At 68.3% G+C, this 11,494-nt stretch carries 11 protein-coding genes and 1 pseudogene; 4 read left to right on the forward strand and 8 right to left on the reverse strand.

The window, feature by feature from the left end; translation table 11 throughout:
• Nucleotides 1-25 precede the first annotated feature (25 nt).
• Nucleotides 26-1,429 (forward strand): glutamate--tRNA ligase, encoded by a 1,404-nt coding sequence (gltX, locus tag AC507J_RS04490; protein ID WP_496287764.1) that lies wholly within the window; start codon nt 26-28, stop codon nt 1,427-1,429.
• A 123-nt stretch (nt 1,430-1,552) separates the two neighbouring features.
• A pseudogene (locus AC507J_RS04495) lies at nt 1,553-1,725 on the forward strand (arginine--tRNA ligase); the annotation flags it as partial.
• Between the two features lie 382 nt (nt 1,726-2,107).
• Here the strand turns inward: AC507J_RS04495 and AC507J_RS04500 are convergent.
• Genes AC507J_RS04500 through AC507J_RS04535 form a run of 8 tightly spaced genes read right to left on the reverse strand, consistent with a single transcriptional unit; the run spans nt 2,108 to nt 8,743 of the window.
• Entirely contained in the window at nt 2,108-3,577 is a 1,470-nt protein-coding gene (locus AC507J_RS04500) for a hypothetical protein (protein ID WP_496287765.1), read from the reverse strand.
• Complete coding sequence (locus AC507J_RS04505) at nt 3,559-4,188, reverse strand: FkbM family methyltransferase (RefSeq protein ID WP_496287766.1); 630 nt, start codon at nt 4,186-4,188, stop codon at nt 3,559-3,561. Before AC507J_RS04505 ends, AC507J_RS04500 begins: the two co-directional genes overlap by 19 nt.
• A complete protein-coding gene (locus AC507J_RS04510; protein WP_496287909.1) occupies nt 4,185-5,156 on the reverse strand; it encodes an NAD-dependent epimerase/dehydratase family protein in 972 nt (323 codons plus the stop codon). The genes AC507J_RS04505 and AC507J_RS04510 overlap by 4 nt, the downstream gene beginning before the upstream one ends.
• A gap of 8 nt (nt 5,157-5,164) precedes the next feature.
• On the reverse strand, nt 5,165-5,530 hold the full coding sequence (locus tag AC507J_RS04515; RefSeq protein ID WP_496287767.1) for a phytanoyl-CoA dioxygenase family protein: 366 nt from the start codon (nt 5,528-5,530) through the stop codon (nt 5,165-5,167).
• A gap of 42 nt (nt 5,531-5,572) precedes the next feature.
• Nucleotides 5,573-5,923: a hypothetical protein gene (locus AC507J_RS04520; protein ID WP_496287768.1), complete on the reverse strand. Its 351-nt coding sequence runs from the start codon at nt 5,921-5,923 to the stop codon at nt 5,573-5,575.
• Nucleotides 5,920-6,579, reverse strand: coding sequence for a class I SAM-dependent methyltransferase (locus AC507J_RS04525; protein ID WP_496287769.1), 660 nt, complete (start codon nt 6,577-6,579; stop codon nt 5,920-5,922). The genes AC507J_RS04520 and AC507J_RS04525 overlap by 4 nt, the downstream gene beginning before the upstream one ends.
• Nucleotides 6,576-7,826: a methionine adenosyltransferase gene (locus tag AC507J_RS04530; RefSeq protein ID WP_496287770.1), complete on the reverse strand. Its 1,251-nt coding sequence runs from the start codon at nt 7,824-7,826 to the stop codon at nt 6,576-6,578. Before AC507J_RS04530 ends, AC507J_RS04525 begins: the two co-directional genes overlap by 4 nt.
• A gap of 17 nt (nt 7,827-7,843) precedes the next feature.
• Nucleotides 7,844-8,743 carry a radical SAM protein gene (locus AC507J_RS04535; RefSeq protein WP_496287910.1) on the reverse strand — a complete coding sequence of 300 codons (900 nt, stop codon included), beginning with the start codon at nt 8,741-8,743 and terminating at the stop codon, nt 7,844-7,846.
• Between the two features lie 218 nt (nt 8,744-8,961).
• Here AC507J_RS04535 and AC507J_RS04540 point away from each other — a divergent pair, with 218 nt between their 5' ends.
• Entirely contained in the window at nt 8,962-10,386 is a 1,425-nt protein-coding gene (locus AC507J_RS04540; RefSeq protein ID WP_496287771.1) for an NsdA family TPR-like regulatory protein, read from the forward strand.
• 15 nt (nt 10,387-10,401) lie between these two features.
• Entirely contained in the window at nt 10,402-11,346 is a 945-nt protein-coding gene (locus AC507J_RS04545; RefSeq protein ID WP_496287772.1) for an FAD-dependent oxidoreductase, read from the forward strand.
• The last annotated feature ends 148 nt before the right edge of the window (nt 11,347-11,494 follow it).

Consider the following 11,494-nt stretch of genomic DNA (forward strand, 5'->3'; position numbering starts at 1 on the left):
CCGGTGGTTCGGTAGCCTGCTATCCGTGGCCAGTTCCGATCTCCGCGTACGCTTCGCGCCGTCCCCGACGGGCATGTTCCATGTCGGCAATGCCCGGTCCGTCCTGTTCAACTGGGTGCTGGCCCGACAGTCGGGCGGATCGATGGTGCTGCGGATCGAGGACACGGACGCGGCGCGGAACCGCCCGGAGTGGGTCCAGGGCATCCTCGACGCGATGGAGTGGCTTGGTATCGGCCCGAGTGAGTACGAGGGGCCGCTGTTCCAGTCCGACTACGCCCAGCACCACCGCGAGGCCATCGAGCGGCTCCTTGCCGCCGGGCTCGCCTACTACTGCGACTGCGCCCGGGATCAGGTCATCACTCGTACGGGCAGCGAGCACAAGGGCTACGACGGCTACTGCCGGGACCGTGGCCTACTTGCCGGGGACGGCCGCGCTTTGCGTTTCCGTACCCCCGACGAGGGCTCGACCGTCATCGTCGACCTGGTACGCGGCAAGCCGACCTTCGACAACACCCTGATCGAGGACTTCGTGATCGCCCGGGGCGACGGGTCACCGGTGTTCCTGCTGGCGAACGTGGTCGACGACATGGCCATGGGCATCACCCACGTGATCCGGGCCGAGGAGCACCTGCCCAACGCGCCGAAGCAGCAGCTGCTCTGGGAGGCGCTCGGTGCTGAGCCGCCGGTATGGGTGCACGCGCCGATCCTGGTCAACGAGAAGCGGCAGAAGCTCTCCAAGCGCCGGGACCGGGTCGCCCTGGAGGACTTCCGCGCCGAGGGCTACCTCGCCGAGGCGATGCGCAACTACCTGATGTTGCTCGGCTGGGCGCCGTCCGGTGACCGCGAGATCCTACCCTGGGACGACATCGTGGCGGAGTTCCGGCTGGAGGACGTCAACCCCTCGCCGGCGTTCTTCGACGTCAAGAAGCTCCGTGCCTTCAACGGGGACTACATCCGCGCATTGTCGGTCGAGGCGTTCGTCGAGAGATGCCAGCCATGGTTGAGCGGTGAGACCGCGCCATGGCGGCCGGAGGCATACGACGCCAACGCGTTCGCTGGTGTCGCCGAGCTGGCGCAGACCCGGATCGCCGTGCTCTCCGAGATCGTGCCGATGGTCGACTTCCTGTTCCTCGACGAGCCGGCTGCCGATGAGGCAGCGTGGGCGAAAGCCATGAAAGCCGACGCCCCGGCGCTGCTTGCCGCCGTGATCGAGGCGTATGAGACGTGCGAGTGGCGGGCCGAGGCGCTCAAAGCTTCGCTGGAGGCGATCGGCGCTGAGCGAGGGCTCAAGCTCGGCAAGGCGCAGGCGCCGGTACGGGTCGCGGTGACCGGCCGCACCGTCGGGCTGCCGCTGTTCGAGTCGATCGAGATCCTCGGACGTGAGCGAACCTTGGCTCGCCTGCGAGCCGCACTCGACCGCCTGAGCTGACCCCTCGTGACCGGCGGATCGATCCGCCGGTCACCCTGGTCGTCGATCGATCCGCTTCCCGAGCCTTTTACGGAAGATCCGCCTCCCTGCCCGAGTTGATCGGAGCGAGATTGGCGTACCTTTATGGGCCTTGAGAAGTTGCTGGCCTACCGGCTGGCCCAGGCGTTCTCGGCAATGGCTGGCGGGCCGGTCGATCCGGTCGGGCGGCGGTCGCAGCACGCGAACTACCAGTCCGACGCGGCACTCTCCCTGGCGCGACGGCTCGGCTGCCCACGCGGGACATCGCCGCCGAGGTAGCCAGCCGAGCGCTCAACCGCGCCCGCTGGCTTGGCCAGCATCAGTCGCAGGGGTGTCCCGCACGGCCTTCACCAGGTTCACGAGCGCCTTCGTGGAGTCGCCGTCGGCAGGCTCCTTGACCCATCCGCCAGCCTGTGGCGGGCTTCTGGTCGGCATCGAGGGATCCCTTGCTACGGACCAGGGTTCCTAGCCGATCGCGGGCCTGCGCCACCTCGCCGGTCGTTAGATCCTCATGCAGGGAGCGGGCGAGCTCGAAGTCCTCACGCCTACGTTGCCCTCGAAAGGCCGCGATCGAGACGGCCAGTGCTCCAGCCGCCAGCATCGTCGACATGATCGTGGCCACATCCCGGAACATGCTTCCTCTCCGGGGCCTTCACGCCTTTAGCCTGTTTGTAGTCCATCCGCACCAACCTTGTCCGGCACGTCGCCGGCGCTGATGAACGCAGCCGTACCGTTGGCAGGCCGATTCCTTTGTGAACCCACAGCTGAGTCGGGCTCCCCGGGCGGGCAGGTGGTGGATTGCGTGTCGAATGGCGGTGCGAGGTAACCGAAGTTGGTGCCGAGGACCTCATCGCTGAGCCGGAAGACCTCAGGCGCCCAGGGTCCGACCCGGTCACCGCCCGGAATCCGGTCGGTGACGAGGGAAGCGGTCAGCAGCCAGCCGCGTGGGGACGGGGTGACGACGAGAGTTCCATCGGCTCCCGTCGGATCGGCAACCAGCCGGTCGCTATCCCAGCGGACCGACGCCTCGCGAGGGGCGCTTTCGTCGACGTGGGTGGCAGCGCCGAAAATCGTGCAGGTGGCGCCAGCGGTAAAGGTCTCCTTCGCCAGCTGCTCGGTAACGCTGGTGTAGGGCTCGATTCCGTCTCTGGCGAGCAGGTTTATCGTGTGCAGCAGGACTCGACGTTCAGGGCGCGATGCTTCCATGGCGGAGGTGAGCCGAGCGTTGAAATCGGTGGGGAGGAACCCTTTGGCGGTGAGGATGCCGTCAACGGAGAAGCCACCGTGGTAACCGAGGCGCTCGCGTAGGCCAGCCCCGAGGCGCTCGGTCTGGGCAACGAGGTCGGAGGCGCAGCCGAGCAAGGGGACGGCGCCAGCACAGAGGAAAGTCCCTTGCTCGGGCCGGGGAAGTGTCACGAGTTCCATGGGCGGGAACGGGATGACCCTGGTGGCGAGGGCCATTCCGTGCAGGCGTACCGGGACCCCTTCGAGAAGCGGCATCAGCCGGATTCGCCAGGTTCCGGGCTCGACGGTGGGGATGGTTGCCGGTGGTGGGCCGTCGCGCCACCACCAGATGCCGTCGCCGCCGGCCGACGGGCCGGCACCAATCGGCTGGCAAGAGCAGACAACTCCGGTGCCCTGGTCAACGATCGCACCGAGCATGGCGAGGTCGGCTGTGCCATCGCTGACGATCGACGGCGTCCGGGGCACCCCGACGGCGTCCCAGAGCGCGTCGACCACAGTCTTGTCCTCGAAGAGCCGCCATGCGGGCTGTCTGGCGCCGATCCGTCGCCGGGACCCGTAATGCGGCGGATCGAGTGGGTCGGGCAGAACGAGCGTCGCGGTGTTGTCGGGGTCGAAGGCGTTCGCCGGCCCGGCGAGCCAACCGGAGCCGTCGAGCCCGCTGATGGCGTGGTGCTGCCATGCGAGGTGGTCGGACGCACCGCGCAGCGTCCCACGTCCCGTCTCGGGCGGTGCGTCGTGCAGGGCGAGGGCGAGGCAGCGGGTCTGGCCGAGCAGGTCTTGCCAGGCTGCCGCGTCGTCGGCGCGACCGCAGACAACGATCAGCTTGCCGTCTGGAAGTAGCTGGTTGATCGGCAGACCCGGCCTGGTCATCGGCGTCGCCGCCACGGCCGGTCTGTTCGATGCAGGATCAGGTTTGCTGGCGTCTCGCGGACCAGTTCATACGTAGAACCGAGGTGGCTCTGGATGGTGTGGCGGTGCCGGTCGGGGCGGTCGTCGTCGAACTCGACGATGACGGTGGCCGGCCGGTGCCGGGTCTGGTCGAAGGAGTCCCAGACGTCGAGTTCGGTGCCTTCGACGTCGATGCTGAGTAGGTCGATTTGGTCGATGTTCCACTGGCTGAGGAGGTCTTCCAGGGTTCGGCAGGCGACGAGGATTTCTTTGTAGTCCGCGCCGCGCCGCTGCAGACCGGACCAGGAGGGCTTGTGGGCGTATATGCCGAATGGCCAGATCCCGGGGGTCGTGGATACGGCGCAGGTGTCCACGGCGCAGCAGCGGCGCCGGAGACGTTGGTGGTTGCGCGGGTCGGCGTCCACGCAGAGGCCGCGCCAGCCGCGGTTTTCGAAGTAGAGGCTGTTGCTGCCGCGTACACCGTCGCCAGCCCCAATGTCGACGAATACTCCGTGTGCTGGGAGGTGGTAGTTCTCGGCGAGCCAACGGTCCTCGCCCCATTGCGAGTGGTACGGGGCGGGCTGGGTGTAGGGCAGCATCGTCATCATCCCCGCCACCGTTGGATCAGGTCCTGCTCGCGGGCGTGATCGAGCCAGCGCTGTGACCAGCTGCGCCGCAGCGCCTGCCAGCCGAGCGCGTCGGTGATGCTGTCGGTAAGGGGTCGAAGGGTGAGGCCGGCGCTGGTGGCGCGGCTGTTGTTGACCGACATGAGCGCTAGTTCGGGGCTGTTGGCGGGCAGCCACAGGGGGATTTCGGTCCATGGCTGTAGGCGGTGGGTGAAGGCGAAGTCCTCGCCAACCCGACAGGGAGTCACGGCTCGGCCGGCGCGGCTCAGGACCGTGTCCACCAGGGTTCGGGCGTTGGTTCGGGCGCCGACGACGTTGACGACGCCGCCAAGGTGCTGGTCGGCGGCATTGCGTAGGAACTGGGCGACGTCGGCGGCGTCGATGAGTTGGATGGCCTGGCGGTCGTCCATCGGGACCAGGACGTCACCGCCGCGCAGGGCGCGTTCGAGCCAGTAGGCGAGGCGTTCGCTGTCGTCGTACCGGCCGATGACCAGGCTGAGGCGGGCGATGAGCAGGGGTACGTTGATCCGGTCGAGGCGGCGCCGGAGGTATCGCTCGCAGCGGAGTTTGCGGGTGGCGGAGGCGCGTACCGGGTGGGAGGCGTCAGCCGCGATCGTGGGTGCCCGTTCGGTCAGGCCGTGCCGGCCAGGTGCTCTGCGGTACACCCCGCAAGTGGAGACGAACAGGTACTGGTCGACGTCGCCGAGCAGGGGCAGGACAGGGCGCAGGTCGTCAACGTCGCCGGCACTGGTATCGATGACCACGTCCCACGGTTCGGCGAGGACGGCGGCGGCTTCGACGGTTGGTGCGCGCCGGTCGGTCAGGACGTGGCGCGCGATTCCGGCGAAGGGTGATGGTGAGCGGCCCCGGTAGAGCACGGTGACGTCGTCTCCGCGTCGGAGGCACTCCTCCACGATGTGCCGGCCCACGAACCGGGTGCCGCCGAGCATGAGGATCTTCATCGCGCTTCCCCGTCGTCGGCATTGGCGGGGCCGTAGCCGAGCACGAGCAGTCGACGTGGGTGACCGGAGGTGTTCGGCCCGCTGGCGTGGACGAGGGCGGCGTCCCAGATCAGAACCGTGCCGGGTGCGGCGACCAGGGTCACGGCGGCCGTGTCGGGCGCGGCGGTATCGGGTACGACGGGCCCCTGGTTGTCGGTCGGGATCATCTCGATGGTGTGGTGGTGGCTGCCGGGCCACACACGCAGCGCGCCGGCCGTTTCGGTGCAGGGATCGAGGCAGATGGCGACGGTGAGCACCCGCGGGTAGCCGCGTGTCGCGTAGTAGGCCGCGTCGGTGTGCTTGCGGACCTCTTCACCGAGCACCGGTAGCGCTGCCCATCCGGCAGTGATGTCGACGGTCTGCTTTTACATGATCTTGTTGTCCATCAGCTTCGGGGGACTGCCGAGCAGGTCGGCGACGACAGCGCGCAGCTTGGGGCTGTCGGCCACCGCCATGACGGCCGGGGCTAGGTCGACCACGGGCTTGACCTTGAGCACGTACGGCTTGCCGTTGGCGAGTCGCCACCAGGTGACACGCGGGTCGAGCGCTCTGGCGGCCACCATCCAGGCGAGCCGGTCACCGAGGAGGGTGTCGGCCTCGACACGGAGGTCCTGGATGGTGGCGGGCGGGATCAGGTCCGGCAGGACGAGGTATCCGTGTGAGGCGAACCGGTCGATCTGCTGCGCGGAGACCGTCGGCGCGATCGGTGAGGTCATCGGGCGCCGCCTTTCGTGGCGATCGGGATCAGGAAGTCGCGGCTGGGTTTGGTCCAGTGCGGTGGAGTCTGCTCGCTCGGCATGGTGTGCGGGTAGGCGGTCCATTCCGCGAAGTGCCGGTCGAGGACCGCGCGGCGCGTCGGGCCGATCGAGGTGCCGCTGTGGAAGAAGCTGAACCGGCCACCCGGGCGCAGGCAGCGCAGCGCGACGTCGGCGACGAACTCGGCGAAGTCGGAGTCAGCGTGGCCGTCCGGCGGCCAGGTGTCGTACATGATCGCGTCGAAGACGCCGGCCGGCAGCGTCACAAGCTGCCACGGGTCGACATACACCCGCGCTGGTACGTCGAGGGTTTCGACCACCCGCGTGCGCGCCATCAGGGCCACGCCAGGGTGCGGTTCTATTGCGGTGTACGAGCCGATCTCTCGCTTCGATAGCTGGACGGCGAACACTCCGAGCCCGAGTCCGACCTCCAAGACGTTGGGGCGAGTGAACCCCTCGGTGAGGCGGGTAGCGTGCTCGCGCATCAGCTCGGCCTCGGCGAAGAACATCACGTACTGCGACCCGATGCGCAGGCCCTCAGCGTCGATGACCGCAGGCTGGTCGCGTAGGTCGGCGAGGTGTCGTTGGTGCACCTCGGACAGCATCTTCGTCCTCATAGCGGGGCTCCGTCCCGGAACCGCGCCAGCGGTTCGACGCCGAGGAAACGGGCGGCGAATGTCGAGGCGCCGGCGACGACACGCCGCACAACCTCTTCGATCTCGGCCACGGTGACGGCGTCGACCTCGCGGTCCACCGAAACCAGGACGTGTGCGGGAGCGTCGAGCTGGCCACCGTTGCGGGCGACGATCGTGACTTCGGCGTACACCGAGGTTGTGGCCAACACCCGTTCGGCGGCCTCGGCGGCGAGCGCGGTGTAAATCTTCCCGGCGTGGTGGATCGGGTTCTTGCCGGCGGGCGCCTCGCCGCTCGCCGGGCGGAGAGGCTCGATGACGCCGCTGTAGCGGTTGCCGCGCCCGACCGCGCCGCAGTCGCCCTTGCCGAGCGAGGTGCCGAACGGCGCCAGGTAGCCGCGCCCCGGCACGTCCTTTGTGTTGAGGTGCAGCGATAGGCCGGTCATGTCGCGGGATCGGGGCTCCTGGTCGAGCAGCGACTTCAGCTCGGCGGAGACGATGCTCTGCGCCTCGGCGAGGACTTCCCGGTACGCCCGCCAGGAGCCGACCAGTTCGGGATGGAACGGCAGCGCGGCCGTGACCTCCAGTGCGGAGCCGATCCGCACCACCATGACCTTCACGTCGGTTCCGGCAGCAGTCACGACCTGTCGGAACCCTTCGCTGGTGAGTCGCCGTTCCAGCCGTATCGCGAGGTCGGCGGCGAGGCCGCGCCGGCTGGTGCCGACACAGACCACGGTGTCGTTGGCGACGGCCTCAGTCGCGAGTACGGCGTTGATGTCCAGGGCCGCGTCGGGGCGGTAGAACCTCGGGTCGTGGTCGACCGCGGTGCCGCGCGTGTTGTTGATGTGCAGGCGCAGGTGTTCGAGGATCCGCCGGTCGCCGATCGCGGCCGGCAGGACGTCGAGGACGACGGCCCGGAAGATTTCTTCGATCGGCACCGGGGTGTCGCCGACCTGGTCGGTGATCTTTCCGAAGAGATAGCAGTCGGCCGGCTTCAGGATGTCGAAGCCGCCGAAGCGGACGTCGGCGGCGGCGCCGACGAGGTTGACCTTGTCGACCCAGTGGTTGGGGATGGCGCCGAACTCGCGCAGGCACCAGGACGAGTAGCGCTGGGAGAAGACGTCGGCGACCAGGTCGGCGAGGCTGTCCGGATGGCCGACGCCCTTGCGTTCGGCGACGTCGAACGGCTGGTTGTCCGGGCCGACGCAGGCGTGACGGATCGAGATCTGCATGGGGGGTGCCCTTCGGGTCAGAGGTCGTCCGGGTCGACGCCCTGTTCAGGGCGGACCGGAGGTTCGACGAGGTAGGACAGGCACTGCGACAGGACCAGCACCCGCTTGGCGGGGCATGGCTCGTTCACTTGGGCGGGCCGGAAGGTGCCGTCGTAGAGGTTTCCGTAGCCGGTGGGCACGGAGGCGCATCGGCGTACGTCACCGGTGACGGTGATCTTGAACGACGTGACACCGGCGGTGCACGCCTGGCCTCGGAAGGAGAGCATCCCGTCGAGGTACGGCCGGTTGAAGACGTATTCGCCGGAGTTGGCCAGCACCAGGGCCTTCTGCTCGTCGGTGTAGCCCTCCGGGTAGCGGACACCCTCGTACACGCCCTTGAACACCTTGGCCCGTACGTGGTCCACTCCCAGCTCGCGCAACCGATCCAGGTCGGCGGCAAGCCGACTGAGCAGCGGTGGATACAGCACGTACAGGGCGGTCACGTCGAACCCGCCGCGTTGCAGGATCAGGTAGTTGCGGGCGTACGCGTCGAGCTCCAGCCCGCGAAGCTCGCGTTCGGGCTGGTGGATCGCGGCGACGATCTTCGCCACCCGGCCGGCCGGGACACGCTCGGCGAACTCCGGCACATCCTCGGAGGCGAGGTTGGTGTTGATGCTGATGAAGTGGTTGCCGGCCAGGCCCCGGCACAATTCGACGAACCTGGGGAACATGAACGGCTCGCCACCGGACATGTGCACCAGGCATACCTTGCCCAGCTCGTCGAAGCGCTGGACCACCAGCTCCGGGGCCGGCTCGTCGAGGTGCTTGCGGTTGAGCACGTAGCGGATCTGCGGGTGGCAGTACTCGCAGAAGAAGTTGCAGCGGTTCGTGAGGTGCCAGTCGAACTCCCAGTCCCATGGAGGCTTGGTCTGGGTCATCGCCGAAGTACGCATCAGGTCCTCCACTCGCCCGTCGAGGTTCACCCGCCGGCGCAGCCCTCCTGGCGGTGCGCCGGCGGGGACGCATTCAGCAGACCGCTAACCGGCGCCACTCGGGCAGGGGATGGAACCGTCAAGAGCGTCAATTCGCCGACCGCCAGCGGCCAACACGGTCCGGTACCTTCGCGGTACTGTCGGTTGACCCTGCGGAGGAGTTGATGGGATCGCCGCCCGACCGCACCAACCAGACCCTCGCCGCGCACATGGCCGAAGCTGGCCTCACCCCGCGCACCCTCGCGCGGGAGATCAACAGACTCTTCGGGCCCGGCACACTCGCCGAAACCGCGCCCTACCACTGGCGCGACGCCGGCGGCATCCCCCGCCCGCCGCTGCCAGCGCTGACCGCGTACGTCATCTCCCGTCGCCTCGGCCGCATCGTGACCGCAGGGGACCTCTGGCACGGGCAGCCCGACGCTGCGGATGGCACGCTGGTAATGGCGGCCAGCACCGGCATGTACGGGCCGTGGACACTCGCGAACACCATGCTGGTCGCCGAGGACTGGCTGTTGGGAGGACTGGTGGACAGGCGAATGTTCCTCTCCGTCTCCGGGACCGCCCTAGCCCAGGCCGTGAACATCTACCTCGGCGTACACCTTCCGGCGAACGGGACCGCGCTCCCGACCGCGACACCGGACGACCCGCTGGTCGACCAGATCGAAGCCAGCGTGCCGCGCCTACAACTACTCGACGACGAGCGTGGCGGCGCATCCGGCCTCGGCTACGTCGGCGCCCAGGTCCGCGCGGTCCTGCTCGTACTCCGCGACGGAGGCCACACCGACGCCACCACCCGCCGGCTCCTGGTCGCCCTCGCAGACCTCGCCCAACTCGCCGGATGGAAGGCGTTTGACGCCGGACAACAAGGTCTCGCCCAGCGATACTTCTTCACCGGCCTCCGGGCCGCCCATGACGCTGCCTACCGGTCCATGGAAGCGCACATTCTCGCCGACCTGGCCTTCCAGGCCGCCTCACTCGGCGACGCCGACGACGGCCTGCGCCTCGGCGACGCCGCCCGCCGGGTTGCTGACCGGTCCGCCGCGAGCGTCCAGGCGTCCGTGCTTTCCCGCCTCGCGTACGCCCACGCCGCTGCCGGACACGTCGACCAGTGCGAACGCACCTGGGCAGAGTCCCGCGACCAGCTCGCGAGGCGGCATCCCGACCGCGACCCGGAGTGGATGTACTACCTGACCGCGAACCATCTCGACTGCCAGGCTGGCTACGCGATGATCCTTGCTGGCCGACAGGTGGTGGCCCGCGGCAGGGGAACCGACGGGCGGGTGCTGCTCCGCAAGGGCGAAGCGCTCCTACGCACTGGGGCTTACGCCCGCCAGCCAGACGTTCCCTACCAGCGGCGTGCCCTCTACGAGGGTGCCTGGCTCGCGCTCGGCTACACCGCCCACGGCAAACTCGACGATGCCTGCGCCGTGACCCGGATGGCCCTGCCCCGGCTTGACCAAGTCCGATCGCCTCGTAGTACCGCCCTGCTCAGCACGCTTGCGCAGGAACTTCGCCGCCGGAAGCGGAACCAGAGCGTCGCCGACCTGCTTCCCGAGCTTGAGAACGCGCTCGCGCGCCACCCGGCCTGACACTACGGTCAAACGATGACCCGCACCGACCTCGACGTTCTGGTCATCGGTGCCGGCGTTTCCGGCCTCACCACCGCCGTCTGCCTCGCCGAAGCCGGACGGCGGGTGAAGATCTGGGCAGCCGAGCCACCCGAGAAGACCACCTCGTACGCCGCCGGGGCGATGTGGGGGCCGTATCTTGTCGAACCCGTCGACCGAGTACGCCTCTGGAGCGCCCAGACACTTGACGTCCTGCAGCAGCTCGCCACCGACCCGGCGGCCGGCGTACGGCTCGTCTCCGGAATTGAGGCGTCCCGCAAGCCCGTCGAACCGCCGAAGTGGGGCAACCAGCTCGACGGGTTCCGGATGTGCGAGCCGAGCGAACTACCGGACGGCTTCGCCACCGGGTGGCGGTACACCGCGCCGCTGGTCGACATGCCGGTCTACCTCGGCTACCTGCGAGGGCGGCTGGAGGCAGCCGGCGGCGAGATCGCGACCCGCCGGATCGACTCACTCGACGAAACCGTTGATGTTGCTCCAGTAGTCGTCAACTGCGCCGGGATGGGCGCCAGGGACCTCGTACCCGACCCCGACCTGACACCGATCCGTGGGCAACTCGTCGTGGTCGAGAACCCCGACATCACCGAATTCTTCTCCGAAGACACCGGACTCTCACCGGACCTACTGCACTTCTATCCCCAGGGCGAGACCCTTGTCCTGGGTGGCAGCGCCGAGTTGGATGAGTGGAGCCGGGAGCCGGATCCGGACATCACCGCCGCGATCATTGCCGGCTGCTCCGAGGTCGAACCACGCCTTCGTGACGCCCGAGTCATCGAGATCCGAGTCGGACTACGACCCACCCGGCCGTACGTCCGAGTCGAAGAAGAGCAGCTCAAGGGCGCTCGCGTGATCCACAACTACGGCCATGGTGGAGCAGGGGTCACCTTGTCTTGGGGCTGCGCTGCTGAAATCGCATCTTGAGAGTGGCTGACGAGCCTCGGCTGAGCCAATCCCAGAGGGCTCCTCACAGAGCAAGGGTCGTGGCGTCGAAGCCCGTCCAACCGGGCCACCTCCCTGCAGATCCACCCAGCACCCGCTTGCTCCGGCCTGGTCAGCATAAACCAGGCTT

This window comes from Micromonospora sp. PRAS1 (assembly GCF_059553435.1).

Excerpts from the sequence above, each read along its gene's own strand:
- AC507J_RS04530 (WP_496287770.1), bottom strand. The coding sequence starts at position 7,826 with ATGCAGATCTCGATCCGTCACGCCTGCGTCGGCCCGGACAACCAGCCG.
- AC507J_RS04520 (WP_496287768.1), bottom strand. The coding sequence starts at position 5,923 with ATGACCTCACCGATCGCGCCGACGGTCTCCGCGCAGCAGATCGACCGG.
- AC507J_RS04525 (WP_496287769.1), bottom strand. The coding sequence starts at position 6,579 with ATGAGGACGAAGATGCTGTCCGAGGTGCACCAACGACACCTCGCCGAC.
- AC507J_RS04535 (WP_496287910.1), bottom strand. The coding sequence starts at position 8,743 with ATGACCCAGACCAAGCCTCCATGGGACTGGGAGTTCGACTGGCACCTC.
- AC507J_RS04545 (WP_496287772.1), top strand. The coding sequence starts at position 10,402 with ATGACCCGCACCGACCTCGACGTTCTGGTCATCGGTGCCGGCGTTTCC.
- AC507J_RS04505 (WP_496287766.1), bottom strand. The coding sequence starts at position 4,188 with ATGATGACGATGCTGCCCTACACCCAGCCCGCCCCGTACCACTCGCAA.
- AC507J_RS04540 (WP_496287771.1), top strand. The coding sequence starts at position 8,962 with ATGGGATCGCCGCCCGACCGCACCAACCAGACCCTCGCCGCGCACATG.
- AC507J_RS04510 (WP_496287909.1), bottom strand. The coding sequence starts at position 5,156 with ATGCTCGGCGGCACCCGGTTCGTGGGCCGGCACATCGTGGAGGAGTGC.